The sequence below is a fragment of the Achromobacter sp. PD1 genome (genome assembly GCF_048541815.1).
Classification (GTDB): domain Bacteria; phylum Pseudomonadota; class Gammaproteobacteria; order Burkholderiales; family Burkholderiaceae_B; genus Achromobacter; species Achromobacter bronchisepticus_A.
Map to the genome: position 1 here is coordinate 6,129,183 of NZ_CP183349.1, position 14,325 is coordinate 6,143,507.

General features: G+C 66.8%; 16 protein-coding genes. 3 read left to right on the top strand and 13 right to left on the bottom strand.

Translation table 11 applies throughout. The features are described 5' to 3' along the window. The first annotated feature begins 27 nt into the window (after positions 1-27). Complete coding sequence (locus tag ACM1PE_RS28835) at positions 28-324, top strand: acylphosphatase (RefSeq protein WP_059376413.1); 297 nt, start codon at positions 28-30, stop codon at positions 322-324. An 83-nt stretch (positions 325-407) separates the two neighbouring features. Here ACM1PE_RS28835 and ACM1PE_RS28840 read toward each other — a convergent pair whose 3' ends face one another. The 6 genes from ACM1PE_RS28840 to ACM1PE_RS28865 form a co-directional block, all read right to left on the bottom strand. Continuing rightward, positions 408-1,313, bottom strand: coding sequence for an EamA family transporter (locus ACM1PE_RS28840; RefSeq protein WP_280014443.1), 906 nt, complete (start codon positions 1,311-1,313; stop codon positions 408-410). A gap of 42 nt (positions 1,314-1,355) precedes the next feature. Next, positions 1,356-2,411, bottom strand: coding sequence for a threonine aldolase family protein (locus ACM1PE_RS28845; RefSeq protein ID WP_419341793.1), 1,056 nt, complete (start codon positions 2,409-2,411; stop codon positions 1,356-1,358). 5 nt (positions 2,412-2,416) lie between these two features. Continuing rightward, positions 2,417-3,151 carry an amino acid ABC transporter ATP-binding protein gene (locus ACM1PE_RS28850; RefSeq protein WP_041652034.1) on the bottom strand — a complete coding sequence of 245 codons (735 nt, stop codon included), beginning with the start codon at positions 3,149-3,151 and terminating at the stop codon, positions 2,417-2,419. A 57-nt stretch (positions 3,152-3,208) separates the two neighbouring features. Continuing rightward, positions 3,209-3,898, bottom strand: a complete 690-nt coding sequence (locus tag ACM1PE_RS28855; RefSeq protein ID WP_419341794.1) for an amino acid ABC transporter permease — start codon at positions 3,896-3,898, stop codon at positions 3,209-3,211. Between the two features lie 9 nt (positions 3,899-3,907). Next, positions 3,908-4,654 carry an amino acid ABC transporter permease gene (locus ACM1PE_RS28860; RefSeq protein WP_059376401.1) on the bottom strand — a complete coding sequence of 249 codons (747 nt, stop codon included), beginning with the start codon at positions 4,652-4,654 and terminating at the stop codon, positions 3,908-3,910. A gap of 93 nt (positions 4,655-4,747) precedes the next feature. Then, positions 4,748-5,659, bottom strand: coding sequence for an amino acid ABC transporter substrate-binding protein (locus ACM1PE_RS28865; RefSeq protein WP_059376395.1), 912 nt, complete (start codon positions 5,657-5,659; stop codon positions 4,748-4,750). A gap of 171 nt (positions 5,660-5,830) precedes the next feature. Between ACM1PE_RS28865 and ACM1PE_RS28870 the strand changes: the two genes are divergently transcribed. Beyond that, positions 5,831-6,763 carry a LysR substrate-binding domain-containing protein gene (locus tag ACM1PE_RS28870; protein ID WP_088143578.1) on the top strand — a complete coding sequence of 311 codons (933 nt, stop codon included), beginning with the start codon at positions 5,831-5,833 and terminating at the stop codon, positions 6,761-6,763. A gap of 16 nt (positions 6,764-6,779) precedes the next feature. Here the strand turns inward: ACM1PE_RS28870 and ACM1PE_RS28875 are convergent, their stop codons facing one another. Further along, complete coding sequence (locus ACM1PE_RS28875; protein WP_280014441.1) at positions 6,780-7,454, bottom strand: flavin reductase family protein; 675 nt, start codon at positions 7,452-7,454, stop codon at positions 6,780-6,782. Positions 7,455-7,471: 17 nt separating this feature from the next. Next, a complete protein-coding gene (locus ACM1PE_RS28880) occupies positions 7,472-7,954 on the bottom strand; it encodes a VOC family protein (protein ID WP_054455770.1) in 483 nt (160 codons plus the stop codon). A 165-nt stretch (positions 7,955-8,119) separates the two neighbouring features. Between ACM1PE_RS28880 and ACM1PE_RS28885 the strand changes: the two genes are divergently transcribed. Beyond that, a complete protein-coding gene (locus ACM1PE_RS28885; protein ID WP_059376372.1) occupies positions 8,120-9,043 on the top strand; it encodes a LysR family transcriptional regulator in 924 nt (307 codons plus the stop codon). A gap of 74 nt (positions 9,044-9,117) precedes the next feature. Here ACM1PE_RS28885 and ACM1PE_RS28890 read toward each other — a convergent pair whose 3' ends face one another. The 5 genes from ACM1PE_RS28890 to ACM1PE_RS28910 all read right to left on the bottom strand — a co-directional run bounded on the left by ACM1PE_RS28890 (position 9,118) and on the right by ACM1PE_RS28910 (position 14,274). Next, on the bottom strand, positions 9,118-9,564 hold the full coding sequence (locus tag ACM1PE_RS28890; protein WP_059376370.1) for a DoxX family protein: 447 nt from the start codon (positions 9,562-9,564) through the stop codon (positions 9,118-9,120). A gap of 11 nt (positions 9,565-9,575) precedes the next feature. Further along, positions 9,576-11,462, bottom strand: coding sequence for an amidohydrolase (locus ACM1PE_RS28895; RefSeq protein WP_205736599.1), 1,887 nt, complete (start codon positions 11,460-11,462; stop codon positions 9,576-9,578). A gap of 128 nt (positions 11,463-11,590) precedes the next feature. Then, a complete protein-coding gene (locus tag ACM1PE_RS28900) occupies positions 11,591-11,854 on the bottom strand; it encodes a XapX domain-containing protein (RefSeq protein WP_059376366.1) in 264 nt (87 codons plus the stop codon). A gap of 41 nt (positions 11,855-11,895) precedes the next feature. Then, a complete protein-coding gene (locus ACM1PE_RS28905) occupies positions 11,896-12,600 on the bottom strand; it encodes a pirin family protein (RefSeq protein WP_251878392.1) in 705 nt (234 codons plus the stop codon). An 81-nt stretch (positions 12,601-12,681) separates the two neighbouring features. Continuing rightward, entirely contained in the window at positions 12,682-14,274 is a 1,593-nt protein-coding gene (locus ACM1PE_RS28910; protein WP_059376359.1) for an MFS transporter, read from the bottom strand. Positions 14,275-14,325: the final 51 nt, after the last annotated feature.

Below are 14,325 nucleotides of genomic sequence, written 5' to 3' on the forward strand. Positions count from 1 at the left end.
CGCGGCGCCTCATCCAAGAGAGAATCGATGCAAGACCCTAAAGCCGATACCCATATCGAGACCGTGCACGTCACGGTCACTGGCACCGTGCAAGGCGTGGGCTACCGCCACGCCACGGTCCGGCGCGCCCACATGCTGGGCGCCAAGGGCTGGGTGCAGAACCTGCCGAACGGCACGGTCGAAGCCATGGTGCAGGGCACCGCCGACCAGGTCGACCACATGCTGGAATGGCTGCGGCGCGGCCCCCCGGGCGCCAGCGTGCAGGAGATCACCACCCGCCGGGAGTACACCGATAAGCGTTACATCCGTTTCGAGCAGCTGTGAGGCCGTCGCCTCTGCTCGCCGTTATGGGCTAGTCTGGTCGGCCGATACGGACGCGAAAGGAAAAAAGGCGCCTGCCGAAAGACTCAGCGCGTGCGCAGCCAGCGCCCGCCCAGCTGGTTGAAAAGCAGGCCGGCCAGCACGCAGGCCACGCCCACCCATTGCAGCGTCTCCAGGCGTTCGCCGAAGGCAACGGAAGCGGCCCATAGCCCCACCACGGGCACCAGCAGCGAAAACGGCGCGATCTTGGCGGCGGCGTGGCGCGTGAGCAACTGCGTCCACAGCGTGTAGGCCACCAAGGTGGCCAGCACCGCCAGGTACAACACCGACAGGATCTCTCCCCAGCCTATGTTCATGATCATGCCGACCACCGGCTGCCAGCCGTCGATCAGCACGGCCAGCAGCAGGAAAGGCAGCACCGGCGCGGCGCTGCTCCAGGCGATGAAGGCAAACGGGTCGTAGCCCGGCGACTTGCGGCTGGCCAGGCGCACGATGATGTTGGACACGGCCCACATGAACGCGCCGCCCAGCGTCAGCACGAACCCCGCCATGGTCATCTGGCCCGGCCCTTCGCCGCGGCCGCCGGCGATGACCGCCAGCCCCAGCGCCGCCACGCCCAGCCCGATCCAGTGATGGCGCTGCGCGCGCTCATGCAGGATGGGCGCGGCCAGCAGCAGCGTGAAGAATGCCTGCGTCTGGATCACCAGCGACGCCATGCCGGCCGGCATGCCGAACTTCAAGGCGGTAAAGAGCAGCCCGAACTGGCCCAGGCCCTGCACCAACCCGTAAGCTGCAACCCAGCGCCACGGCAGCCTGGGCGCACGCACGAAGAGAATCAGGGGGAAGGCCGCCAGCGCGAATCTCAGGGCGCCCAGCAGCATGGGAGAGAGGCCCCGCATGCCGACCTTCATGGCGACGAAGTTGGTGCCCCAGATGACCACGACCGCCAGTGCGCAGAAATAGTCTTTTCGGGAAAGATGGGTCGTGGTCATGCGGCATTATCGCATCGCGCCACCGCCGCCGAACGGAGCAGATCAGCCTGCCTTCAGCACCGTTTCGAAGGCTCGCACAGCCGCGTCGATGTCGGCATCGCCGATGTGGCGGTGGGTCACGCAGCGCAGCCGCGTGCGGCCCCAGGGGCGCACCAGCAGGCCCGCCGCCTGCAGGGCCGCCACCCACTCCGTGTTGCTCATGCCCGTGCCGGCGGTCTCCACCTGCACGATATTGGTCTGCGGTTCGGTGGCCGAGATGGCCAGTCCCAGGCGGTTGACGCCCGCGCTCAGGCGGCGCGCGCGGACGTGATCCTCCGCCAGCCGCCCGGTCATGGTCTGCACGCCTTCCAGGCCGGCCGCGGCCATGATGCCCGACTGGCGCTGGGTGCCGCCCAGCATGCGGCGCAGCACGCGCGCCCGCGCCATGACGGGCTGGCTGCCGGCCAGCACCGCGCCCACCGGCGCGCTCAGGCCCTTGGACAGGCACAGCGACACGGTGTCGGCATGGCGGGCGATCTCGCCCGCCGCCACGCCCAGGGCCACGGCCGCGTTGTAGAGGCGCGCGCCATCCAGGTGCACCGGCACGCCCGCGGCACGCGCCAAGCCATGGACCGCCTGCATGTGATCCAGCGGCAGCACCGCGCCGGCGGCGTTATTGTGCGAGGTCTCCATCGTCACCAGCGCCGTCTTCAACCGGTGGCCGCCGGCCAGCAAGGCGTCCTCCAGGCGGTTCAGGTCCATGGCGCCGTCAGTACCGGGCAGGCCCAGGTAGAACGAGCCGGTGAACGTGGCCGCCCCGCGTTCGGACGTGTACATGTGGGCGGCCGATTCCAACACCACCTGCTCATTGCGCTGCGTCTGCGCCAGCACCGCCAGCAGGTTGGCCATGGTGCAGCTGGGCACGAACAGCCCGGCTTCCTTGCCCAGCTGGCCGGCCACATACGCCTCGAGCTCGCGCACGGTAGGATCGCCGTCCAGGCCGTCATCGCCGATGGGCGCGGTGCGCATGCGTTCGTACATGGCCGCGGTGGGATGGGTGACCGTGTCGCTGCGCAGGTCGACGGGTGCGCGGGCGGCGGCGGGGGAGGTCTGGGTCATGGCTGTCAGTGCTGCAGGATTTTGGAAAGAAACTGGCGCGTGCGCGGCGCACGCTCCTCTACATCGCCGAAGAACTGCTCCTTGTCGCAGTCTTCCACGATCTTGCCGCCGTCCATGAAGATCACACGGTCGGCGACGCGGCGCGCGAATCCCATTTCATGGGTCACCACCATCATCGTCATGCCCTCGGCGGCCAGGTCGGTCATCACGTCCAGCACTTCGTTGACCATCTCAGGGTCCAGCGCCGAGGTCGGCTCGTCGAACAGCATCACCACCGGGTCCATCGACAGCGCGCGCGCGATCGCCACGCGCTGCTGCTGACCGCCCGACAGTTCGCCGGGGTGCTTGTCCTTGTGCGCCGACAGGCCCACGCGCTCCAGCAGGGCCAGCGCGCGCTGGCGCGCTTCGTCCTTGCCGCGCTTGAGCACCTTGAGCTGGCCCAGGCACAGGTTCTCCGTCACCGACAGGTGCGGGAACAGCTCGAAATGCTGGAACACCATGCCGGCCACCGCGCGCAGCTTGGGCAGGTTGGTGCGCGGATCGCCCACCGAAATGCCGTTGACCTGGATCTCGCCTTTCTGGAAGGGCTCCAGCGCGTTCACGGTCTTGATCAGCGTGGACTTGCCCGAACCCGACGGTCCGCACACCACCACGACCTCGCCGCGGCCCACGGTGGTGGAGCAATCGTCCAGCACCTGGAAGTCGCCATACCACTTGCTGACCTGCTTGATCGCTATCATCGGGGGCTTGGAAGAGAGTTGCATTGTTGAAACCTGTGGATAACTGGAAGCGCTGCGCTAGCGCAGCACCCGCGTGCGCTTTTCCAGCAGCTTGACCAGGCGGGACGCCGTGAAGCAGATCACGAAATACACCACCGCCACGAACAGATAGAGCTCCACCAGACGGCCGTCACGCTGGCCGATCTTGGCGGCCGCGCCGAGGAAATCGGTCAGGGACAGCACATACACCAGCGAGGTGTCCTGGAACAGGATGATGATGCGCGTGAAGAGCGCCGGCAGCATGTTGCGGAACGCCTGCGGCAACACCACATAGCGCATGCCCTGCCAGTGGTTCAGCCCCAGCGCCATGCTGGCCGACACCTGGCCGCGCGCGATCGACTGGATGCCCGCGCGCATGATTTCGCAGAAGTACGCGGCCTCGAAAAGGGTGAAGGTGATCACCGCCGAATTGAACGCCCCCACGCGCAACGGCGTGGGCGACCCCACCACCCAGGCGGCGATGTAGGGCATCAGGAAGTAGAACCAGAAGATCACCAGCAAGAGCGGGATCGAGCGCATCACGTTCACGTAGATGCCCGCCGGCACCGACAGGATCTTGAAGCGCGACAGCCGCATCATGGCCAGCAGCGTGCCCAGCGCCAGGCCCATCACGCCGGCCAGCACGGTCAGGGTCAGCGTGAAGGTCATGCCCGTCTTGAACAGATAGGGCAGCGCCGCCCAGATCACGTCGAAATCGAATTTGCCCATGGCGTCGTCCTAGGGCCTTTTCGCCGAACCGATCAGTCCGGGAACCGCGACATGGCGTTCGAGCAGCCGCATGCCCAGCACCACCATGCCGTTGATGATCAGGTAGATCACCGTGGCCGCGGAAAACGCCTCGAAGATGTGGAAGCTGAATTCCGCCATCGAACGCGCCTGGCCGGTCAGCTCCAACAGCCCGATCGTCAGCGCCACCGACGAATACTTGATGGTGCCCATGAACTCGGAGGTCAGGGGCGGCAGCACAATGCGGAACGCTTCCGGCAGGATGATGTAGCGGTACACCTGCGCCTCGGTCAGGCCCAGCGCGGTGCCCGCCTGGAACTGGCCGCGCGGCAGCGACTGTATGCCCGCGCGCAGCTGCTCGGCCACCCGCGCCGATCCATAGAACCCCAGGCACAGCACCGCGGGTACGAACTGGCCCCAGGGTTGCGGCATCTGCTTCATGGCCAGGCCCCAGGCATGCGGCAGCAGTTCGGGCAGCACGAAGTACCAGAGGAACATCTGCACCAGCAGCGGGATGTTGCGGAAGACCTCCACATAGGTCGCGCCCAGCGCGTTCATCAGGCGCGAGCTGGCGGTGCGCATCACGCCCAGCACTGACCCCAGCAACAGCGAGAACACCCACGCGGTCAGGGCCAGCGCCAAGGTCCAGCCCACGCCGATGAAGATCGTCTCCAGAAAGGTATGCACGCCGTCCGGCGACATATCCAGGAAGATGCTCCAGCTCCAGTTGTAATTCATGCCCCGTCCCTTGATGGCGATGCCAACCGCGCCTGGCAGCCGGCTTTCTTGCACGCAAGCCGCGGGACGCCGGGCGTCCCGCGCGCAGCCTGCTTACTCGTACGCCTTGGGATCGCCGGAATCGGTCGGATTGGCCAGCGCGCGCTTGAGCGCATCGCTCATCGGGTACTTCAGGTTGATCTGCTTGGGCGGGATCGGTGCATTGAAGTACTTGTCGTAGATCGCGGCCACCTTGCCCGTCTTGATCAGATCGCGCACGGCATCGTCCACCACCTTCTTGAAGGCCGGATCGTCCTTGGGTTCCATGATGCCGTAGGGCGCCATTTCCAGGCCCTTGGTGCCAATCACGAAGGCGTCGGGATTCTTCGACGACGCCACCGCGCCATAGGCGATGCCGTCATCGTTGGCCGAACCCGCGGCGCGGCCCGATTCCACCATCAGGATGGTTTCGGCGGTGTCCTTGGTGGGCGCCATGGTGATGCCCAGGTTGCCCTTGGCGTTCAGCTGCGAGATCAGCCGGAAGGTCTGGCCGCCGGCCTGCGCGGCGATCGACTTGCCGCGGAAGGACTCCAGGTTGTTGGGATCCACGCCGCCGTCCTTGCGCGCCACCAGCACCACCTGCGCCACAAAGGTCGTGGGCGCGAACGACACCAGCTTGTGGCGTTCGAGGTTGTTGGTGGTGTTGCCGCATTCCAGGTCGATGGTGCCGTTGGCCAGCAGCGGAATGCGCGTGGCGGAAGTCGTTGGGTTGTAGCGCACCTCCAGCTTGGGCAGCTTCAGGGCGGCCTTCACGTATTGGGCGACTTCCTGGCAGATCTCCACCGTGTAGCCGATCGGCTTCTGGTTGCCGTCCAGATAGGCAAACGGGACCGAGGTCTCCGGATGGCCCAGCGTGATCACGCCGGTTTCCTTGATCTTGTCCAGGCGGCTGGGGCCTTCGGCCTGGGCGGTTGCGGCGCTGCCCAGGAAGGCCGCGGCGACGGAGATCGCAGCAAGTGCTTTCATCTGATTCCCTTGGCGCCGTTCGAGCGGCGCATGTTTATGTTCACGATCGACGGCGCCAGCCAGGCTGACAGCCGCCTCGTCCCGCGATGAGCCCCGCGGCTGGCGAAAAGTATCAACTAGCGGTATGGTTTTATCCAGTTCCAATCGAGTATTCCTCTATACGGATTTGACATGGCCATTCCACGGATGGGCTTGAGACACATCGAGGCGTTCCGCGCCGTGATGATGACCGGCTCCATGACCGCCGCCGCACGGCGCGTGCACACCTCGCAGCCGCACGTTAGCCGCTTAATTGCGCAATTGGAAGCCATTACCCAGTTCGCCTTGTTCGACCGCAATGGCAGCCGCCTGACCCCGACCCAGGACGGGTCGCGCTTCTTCCAGGAAGTGGAAAAGACCTTCATCGGCCTGGCCGGCCTGGAATCGGCGGCGGCCAGCATCCGCTCGTTCAGCGCCAGCCGCCTGAGCGTGGCCGCCATGCCGCGGTTGGCAGGCGGGCTGCTGGCGCGCATCGTCGCGGCCTTCAAGACGGAATACCCGGACGTGATGGTGTCCATCCATTCCGGCAACGCCAGCACGGTGCACAACTGGATCAGTTCGGGGTTCTGCGACACGGGCCTGGCCATGCTGTCGGGAGATTCCCCCGGCATCCAGGTCGAGCCGGTGCTGACCATGAGCTGCGTCGCGGTGGTGCCCAAGGGCCATCGCCTGGCCAAGCTGAAGAAACTCAAGCCCGCCGACTTCGCCGGCGAACCGTTCGTGGCCTTCACCAGCGGCACGCCGCTGCGCGAAAAGATCGACACGATATTCAAGACAGCCAAGGTCGAACGCCAGACGGTGGCCGAAGCTGGCCTGGGGTCGTCGATCTGCGCCCTGGTCGGCGCGGGCTTGGGCGTGGCGCTCATCAACCCGCTGGCCGCGCGCGAGGAATACGCCGCCCACAACGTCGAGATCCGCCCCTTCAGCCCCGCCGTGCCGGTGACGGTGGCGCTGCTCTATCCGCCGTACCACACGCGCACGCGACTGGTCAGCGTGTTTTCACGTTATGCGCACCAGCTCATGCAGGAAGAGATGGGGGATCTGAAGGCGCGGCCGGGGCGGTGACGCCGCGCTGGTGCCATCAGCGCTCTGCGGCGCCTTGCTCCAGATACCGCTCGGCCTCGCCCGATTGCTTCAACGCATCCCACTGCGCCAGCGTCAGCTGAGGCATCTGAAAGGCCGCCTGCGGCCGGCAATACCAGCCTGGATTGTGCAGGCGCGCCAGCAGGTCCATCGCCGGACCATCCAGATAGAGATGCTCCCGGTCCGCCACCACGTCGTCGCGCACATGCATGGCCGCCACCTGCGCCACGATCAGGCTGCGGCGGTCGATGCGCAGCAGTTCATGCACGCGGCACTCGAACGCCACGGGCGACTGCGCCACCCAGGGCACCTCGATGCGCCGCGACGGCGACAGCTCCAGGCCAGCCTCCAGGGACTCGTCCACGCCCGCCGGAAAATCCACCGCCGTCACGTTCATCCGGCCGGCCTGCGGGGCGGACACCAGGCTCACGGTGAACTCGCCGCGTTCGGCGATGTTGCGCGCGGTGTCCTTGGGCGCATCGCCGCGCACGCCGATGCCGACGCAGATCAGCGGCGGATCGCCCGACATCAGGTTGAAGAACGAGAACGGCGCCACGTTCGTCGTCCCTGCGGCGTCGCGCGACACGATCCAGGCGATGGGCCGCGGCACGATCGCCGCGGTCAGCAGCTTGTAGCGCGCCGGGCCCGCCAGGTCATTCAGATCGATGAACATGGCTTATCCCCAACCCCTCAGTCCCGGCCCTGCGACGGCGCGGCGCCTTGCGCGGCCTTCGCGTCGGCGAAGGCGCGGTCGCTGCGCTTGCAACGGCAGCGGCCGATCTGGTGCAGCTCGATCAGGTTACCCACCGGGTCGCGCAGGAACAGCTGCATGAGCTCGGGCGCGGCCACGTTGTCCAGCTTCCAGTAGTCCACCGCCAGACGCTGCAGTTCCGTCTCGGCCGCCGCGATATCGCGCACGGCCAGCGCCACGTGGTTTTCCACAGGATCACAGCCCGGGCCTTGGGAATAGGGCGACGGGCCGTCGCTGCCCAGCAGGTGGATCTGGCAGTCGTTGCCCATGTCCAGGAAATAGCCGGCGATGCCCGGAATCTCCCAACGGCCGCGGTCCGTGTCCAAACCCAGCACGTCTCCATAGAACGCGCCCATGGCCGCGACCTTGTCCAGCGACATGCGCACCGCGTGATGATGCAACTCCAGAACTTCCAGCGCCATTTGTCTCTCCTCGGTTCTCATACGGCCTGCGCCCACGCGCGGCCACGGCTCGAATGTTGGTCCCGGACGGGACGCCGGGGAATGCCGTATGGCGCAATCCAGAAGTGCATCAGACGCAACCCTGAAACGCCCGCCCGGTTTGCCGGCCGCGCTATGCTTGGTCACATGAAACCGCTAGACCTGAATCTGCTATTGACCCTGGACGTGCTGATCCAGGAAGGCAGCGTCGTCGGCGCGGCGCGCCGGCTGAACCTGAGCACCCCCGCCATGAGCCGCGGCCTGGCGCGCATCCGGGAGGCCGTTGGCGACCCCGTGCTGGTGCGCTCCGGCCGCGGCCTGGCGCCCACGCCCCGGGCGCTGGCCCTGCACGCGCAGGTGCGCCACGTCATCGAACAAGCGCAGGCCGTCTTCACGGCCTTCGGCGAGGACATCAACCTGGCAACCCTGACGCGCGTCTTCACCCTGCGCGCCAACGACGTGTTCGTGGGCGGTTACGGCGGCCGGCTGCGCGAACACCTGCGCCGTTATGCGCCGCGGGCCGTGCTGCGCTTCGTCTCCGAAGGCAACCACGACGCCGACGCGCTCAGCGGCGACGCCGATCTCTATATCGGTTCTTCCCAGAAGTTCGGCGCCGACATCAAGGTGCAGACCCTGTTCACCACCGCGTTCTGCGGACTGGCGCGCAAGGAACACCCGATCTTCAAGGCGCCCATCACCCCGCAGCGCTTCTGCGCCTACGACCACGTCAGCGTGTCGCGCCGCGGCCGCGCGCAAGGCCCGATCGACGACACCCTGGAAGAACTCGGGCTGGCGCGCCACGTCACGCTGATCACGCCCACCTTCCACGCCGCGATCTTCGCGCTGGCCGATTCCGACCTGGTGCTGCCGTCCATGCCGCAGAACCTGATGTCCGGCGTCGAACGCCTGGGCCTGAAGCTGAGCGCCTTCGAGGTGCCGGTGCCCATGCGTCCGGTCACCGTGGTGCAGGCCTGGCCGCCGCGGCTGGACAGCGACCCCGCGCACCGCTGGCTAAGGCAAACGATCAAGCAGGTTTGCGGTACGCCGCCGGATGCGGCGGCGGGGTTGTAGATAGTTCGCCGTCGACGTAGCAGCTTGCGCGGGAAAACACCCTGAATTCGATCACAAGGCGCTTAAGGATCGATTTAAGGAGCCTTCTCGATCTCCCGCAAATCCAACCACGCCACAAGCAGAAACCCGCCGGCCAACCCCAGATGTTCAAAGAACGAGTTGGCCGCCATGAAGCGTTCCTGCCCCACGGGCATCTCCCAAAAGCGCAACGCAATGCCGGTCGCCACCAACGTGAATGCAGCTAGCGCCAGCGCGCCCAACCATCGCAGCCGGCCCGTCAGGATCATCAGGGAAGCAACCAGTTCCAGCGCAATCACCAGCACCGCGAACAACGGCCCGGGCGACAGCCCGAAATGCGCCATTTCGCGCAGCGCACCGGGAAAATCGAAGAGCTTCACCAGCCCGCCCTGCAGGTAGGCGGCGCACAGCCCCAGATAGGCCAGGAACCGCAGCGCCGAGGCGCCGAACAGCGGGCGGGCCAGGTCGGCCAGGCGACGTTCCCATTGGAAAGCAGCGTTCATGGCCAGCCTCCTCAGACGGCCCAGCAGGAGCAGCCCAGCGCGCCGAAGAAGCCCTGCGGATCGGAGCTGGGCGCATTCGACGCCCATGCGCGGGCATGGTCGTGTCCATGCAGGCCGCAGGAGCTGGCGCACGCGCAGGCCGCCATGTTGCGGTAGCCCAGCGAATTGCGGCCGGCGCCGTCTGGATCGCCCCAGGCGCCATAGCCGCCGAACAGCCGGGTAGGCGACCAGTCGGGCATGGCAGGCGGCAGCGGGTTGTCGTCCAGCGGCGCGAATTCGCCCGCGCCGTAGACCACCCGCCCGCCCACCACGGTCAGGTCCGAGGTCAGAAAGGAGATCTCGTCCTCGGTGCAGCTGAAGTAGTCCTTGTCCGGCACGATGAAGTCGGCCAGCTGGCCGGGTTCGATGCGGCCGCGCTTGCCTTCCTCGTTGGAGAACCAGGCCACATTCTCGGTCCACATGCGCAGCGCCGTCTCGCGGTCCAGGCAGTTGCGCGCAGGGTAGAGGCGGGTGCCGCCCACGGTCTTGCCGGTAACCATCCAGGACAAGGACACCCAGGGGTTGTAGGACGCGACCCGGGTCGCATCGGTGCCGGCCGAGACCTTCACGCCGCGCTGCAGGATCTTGGCGACGGGCGGCGTGGCTTCGGCGGCCTTCGCGCCGTAGCGTTCGATGAAGTATTCGCCCTGGTAGGCCATGCGGTGCTGTACGGCAATGCCGCCACCCAGCGCGGCAATGCGGTCGATCGATTTGTCGGAGATGGTCTCGGCGTGGTCGAAGAACCAGTTCAGCCCCGTCAGCGGCGTATCGCGATGCACTTTCTCGAACACGTCCAGCGCGCGCGAGATGGTCTCGTCGTAGGTGGCGTGCAAACGCCACGGCCACTTGTTCTGCACCAGCACGCGCACGACCTCTTCCAGTTCGCCTTCCATTTCGGGCGGCATGTCCGGACGCTCGACGCGGAAGTCCTCGAAGTCGGCCGCCGAGAACACCAGCATTTCGCCCGCGCCGTTGTGGCGGAAGTAGTCGCTGCCCTGCTTGTACTTCACGCTCGACGTCCAGTTGAGGAAATCTTCCTTTTCCTGCTTGGGCTTTTGCGTGAAGAGGTTGTAGGCCAGGCGCACCGTCATCTGGTTCTCGTCGGCCAGCTTCTGGATCACGGCGTAGTCGTCCGGATAGTTCTGGAAGCCGCCGCCCGCATCGATCACGCCGGTCACGCCCAGCCGGTTCAGCTCGCGCATGAAGTGGCGCGTGGAATTGACCTGGTAGTCGAAGGGCAGCTTGGGACCCTTGGCCAGGGTGGCGTACAGAATGGTCGCGTTAGGTTTGGCCAGCAGCAGCCCCGTGGGATTGCCCTGACCATCGCGCATGATCTCGCCGCCCGGCGGATTGGGCGTGGTCTTGGTATAGCCCACCGCGCGCAGCGCTGCGCCGTTGAGCAGCGCGCGGTCATACAGGTGCAGGATGAACACCGGCGTGTCGGGCGCGATGGCGTTGATCTCCTCGATCGTGGGCAGGCGTTTCTCGGCGAACTGATGCTCGGTAAAGCCGCCCACCACGCGCACCCATTGCGGCGCGGGCGTGATGGCGACCTGGCGTTTCAGCATGGCCATGGCGTCGGCCAGCGAGCGCACGCCGTCCCAGCGCAGCTCCATGTTGTAGTTCAGGCCGCCGCGGACCACGTGGGTGTGGTTGTCGTACAGGCCCGGCAAGGCCGCGCGGCGCTTCAGGTCGACGACCCGCGTGCCGGCGCCGGCCAGCGGCATGACTTCGGCGTCCGAACCGACCGCCACAAAGCGGCCGTTCTTGATCGCGACGGCGCTGGCCTGCGGCTTGCCGCGGTCCAGCGTGGTGATGCGGCCATTGTGGAAAATGACGTCCGGCGTGGCGTTGGACATGTTGGAATCTCCTTTTGAACTGGCGATGGCGGGGCGTCCCAACATACCGTTGAGCGCCAGGGCGGAAGCTACACCGATGAGATCGCGGCGGGTAGGCATGCAATATCTCCTTGGATGCGGGAACCGGCTCAGCCGTGTTCCTTGTCTTGAGCCTGGTGGCGGCCAGGCAATTGCCCGAGCACGTGGCTCACGGCCTTTTCCTTGTCACAGGCCGCGACGAAGGCGGTGCCCTTGAGCAGTTGCTTGCCCACGGGAATGACCTGCTCGCCGACCAATATGCCCAGCAGGCCGATCAACGCCACCAGCGGCGGAGCGGGCGAGCGGACCTGCAGAAGGCTGTAGACCACGCCGACCAGCAGTCCGGCGCCCAGGGAAAGTAGATAGATCTTCATGTGCGTCCTCGCGTTGTGTAGGGGTTATGAGCGCGCGCCGCTCATGCGTGCGTATCGGCCAGGAGCACTTCGGCATCGTCCAAGGCCATGAGGCGCACATCGGTTTCGTCGCGGATGGCGGCGCCATCGCCTGAGCCAATCTCCACGCCGTTGACTTGCAATCTGCCCTTGGAGGCGACCAGATAGCCGCGGCGGCGGCCGCGCGCGAAGCGGTAAACGACGGCTTCGCCTGCTTTGAGCGCCACCGCAAGCACGCGCGCGTCGCTGCGGATGGGCAGCGCATCATCGTCGCCGTCGATGCCGCTGGCCAGCGTGATGAAGCGTCCCTTGCAGGCTTCGCGGGTAAAGGACTTCCGGCCCCAACTGGGCGGCGCGCCGCGGCGGTCCGGCTCTATCCAAATCTGGAAGACGTGCGCGGGTCCGCCTTCCATATTGAATTCGGCATGCGTCACCCCACTGCCCGCGCTCACGACCTGCACTTCGCCAGCGCGGGTGCGGCCGCGATTGCCCAGATCGTCTTCATGGGTGAGCGCGCCTTCCCGCACGCAGGTAATGATTTCCACGTCCGAGTGCAACAAGGGCGGAAACCCTGCGCCCGGCGCGATGGTTTCATCGTTCCATGCGCGCAGCGCGCCCCAGCTCATGCGCTCGGGGTCCTGGTAGGCCGCGAAGGAAAAGTGATGCTTGGCATCCAGCCAGCCGCGGCGTTCGTGGCCCAGGCTCGCAAGCGGACGGCGCTCAATCATGATGCGCCTCCGTGGCCGGACTGTCGCCGATCATGGCGGCAGGCTTCATGTGATTCATGGACGTGCTCCCGATGCTGCCCGTCAGCGCTTCAAGGCCAGGAAGTGATGCACTTCGGGCTTTTCCGGCCCCATATGAAAGCGCAGCGCTTCCGCTTGCAGATCGGCGTCGGCATGCGACACCCGGTGATGCTGGCGCAGGTGTTCGGCCCAGGATTCGACGAAGAACCACTCGACCACCCGCTGCGGGTCACTGGTGTGCTCGACCACGCCCCAGGCATAGGCGCCATCGCGCAGTCGCTCTTGCGACAGGCGCTGCATCGCATCCAGAAAGGCAGGGCGGTCTTCCTGGCGGATGCGGTACTCGACCTGCACCAGCACCGGACCGCGGTCGTGGGCCACCGGTTCAGCGACCAGCGGCTCCGGCCAGTGATTCGACGCCTGCAGATCCGCCTCGCCGACCGGCAGGCTGGCGCGATGAAACAGCAGCGCAACCGCGACCAGTCCGGCGGCGCTGACCGCCAGAGCGTAGGGCACGCCGATCTCGCGCGCCACCAGGCCCCAGCCCAAACTGCCGGCGGCCATCGCGCCGTTGAAGACCATCAGGTACACCGCCAGTCCGCGGCCGCGCACCCAGTTGGGCAGCACGGCCTGGGCCACGCCATTGAACGTGGTGAGCGCGGTAATCCAGCCCATGCCCAGCACCACCAGCATCAGCACGGCCAGCCATTGCGGTGGCGCGAACACCAGCACGGCCATGACCGCCGCGCTGGCCACCGACGCCAGCAGCACCAACCCGTCGGCATTCAGGCGGGCGCCCAGCCTGGGCAGCAGCAGGGCGCCGATGATGGCTCCTGCGCCCACCGCGCCCAGCAGCACGCCGTAAAAGCCCGAGGAGCCGCCCAGCATCTGCCGCGCCACCAGCGGCAGCAAGGCCCAGACCGCGCTGGCGAACAGGAAGAAGACGGCGGCGCGCAGCAACACGCGGTGCAGCTCCTTGCTGGCCCGCGTGTAGCGCAGGCCGGCGCGGAACGCGCCGAAGAAGTTCTCCGACAGCGCGCTATCGACGGCCGCGGGACGCTTCCACCACAGCAGTGCGGCAATGACGAACACGTAGCTCAGCACGTCCAGCCCATAGGTGACGGCCGCGCCGAAGCTGGCCAGGATCAGGCCGCCCGCCGCCGGACCGATGGCGCGGGCGATGTTGATGCCCAGCGAATTGAGCGCCACCGCGCCCTTGAGTTCTTCGCGCGGTACGAGTTCGGGGACGATGGATTGCCAGGTCGGTCCCATCAAGGCCGCGCCGATGCCGCCGACGAAGGTCAGGGCGATCAGGTAATCGACCGTCAGCGCGCCGAAATGCGACAGCAGCAGCAGCGTGCCGCTGACCGAGGCAAGCAGCAGCTGCACGAAGATCAGGAAGCGGCGCCGGTCCAGGATGTCGGACAGCACGCCAGCGGGAATCGCCAGCAAAAAGATGGGCAGGGTCGCCGCCGTCTGGATCAGCGCCACCGCGGCCGGGCTGGCCGACAGGTCGGTCACCAGCCACGAACTGGCCACGTCCCGCATGAAGCTGCCCACGTTGCCCAGCACGGTCGCGGCCCACAGCACGGCGAACACGGACTGGCGCAAGGGCGCGAAGGTGCCGCGCGCGGCGGGATTCTTCTGGTCTGGCATGGGACTCTCCTGGATCGCGCCAGGCGGCATTCGGACCCGCAAGTCCCGCCG

Bases quoted from the DNA above. Each gene is read 5' to 3' on its own strand.
- ACM1PE_RS28910 (WP_059376359.1), bottom strand. From the start codon at position 14,274: ATGCCAGACCAGAAGAATCCCGCCGCGCGCGGCACCTTCGCGCCCTTG.
- ACM1PE_RS28850 (WP_041652034.1), bottom strand. From the start codon at position 3,151: ATGATAGCGATCAAGCAGGTCAGCAAGTGGTATGGCGACTTCCAGGTG.
- ACM1PE_RS28835 (WP_059376413.1), top strand. From the start codon at position 28: ATGCAAGACCCTAAAGCCGATACCCATATCGAGACCGTGCACGTCACG.
- ACM1PE_RS28905 (WP_251878392.1), bottom strand. From the start codon at position 12,600: ATGATTGAGCGCCGTCCGCTTGCGAGCCTGGGCCACGAACGCCGCGGC.
- ACM1PE_RS28855 (WP_419341794.1), bottom strand. From the start codon at position 3,898: ATGGGCAAATTCGATTTCGACGTGATCTGGGCGGCGCTGCCCTATCTG.
- ACM1PE_RS28900 (WP_059376366.1), bottom strand. From the start codon at position 11,854: ATGAAGATCTATCTACTTTCCCTGGGCGCCGGACTGCTGGTCGGCGTG.
- ACM1PE_RS28895 (WP_205736599.1), bottom strand. From the start codon at position 11,462: ATGTCCAACGCCACGCCGGACGTCATTTTCCACAATGGCCGCATCACC.
- ACM1PE_RS28870 (WP_088143578.1), top strand. From the start codon at position 5,831: ATGGCCATTCCACGGATGGGCTTGAGACACATCGAGGCGTTCCGCGCC.
- ACM1PE_RS28845 (WP_419341793.1), bottom strand. From the start codon at position 2,411: ATGACCCAGACCTCCCCCGCCGCCGCCCGCGCACCCGTCGACCTGCGC.
- ACM1PE_RS28860 (WP_059376401.1), bottom strand. From the start codon at position 4,654: ATGAATTACAACTGGAGCTGGAGCATCTTCCTGGATATGTCGCCGGAC.
- ACM1PE_RS28875 (WP_280014441.1), bottom strand. From the start codon at position 7,454: ATGTTCATCGATCTGAATGACCTGGCGGGCCCGGCGCGCTACAAGCTG.
- ACM1PE_RS28840 (WP_280014443.1), bottom strand. From the start codon at position 1,313: ATGACCACGACCCATCTTTCCCGAAAAGACTATTTCTGCGCACTGGCG.
- ACM1PE_RS28880 (WP_054455770.1), bottom strand. From the start codon at position 7,954: ATGGCGCTGGAAGTTCTGGAGTTGCATCATCACGCGGTGCGCATGTCG.
- ACM1PE_RS28885 (WP_059376372.1), top strand. From the start codon at position 8,120: ATGAAACCGCTAGACCTGAATCTGCTATTGACCCTGGACGTGCTGATC.
- ACM1PE_RS28890 (WP_059376370.1), bottom strand. From the start codon at position 9,564: ATGAACGCTGCTTTCCAATGGGAACGTCGCCTGGCCGACCTGGCCCGC.
- ACM1PE_RS28865 (WP_059376395.1), bottom strand. From the start codon at position 5,659: ATGAAAGCACTTGCTGCGATCTCCGTCGCCGCGGCCTTCCTGGGCAGC.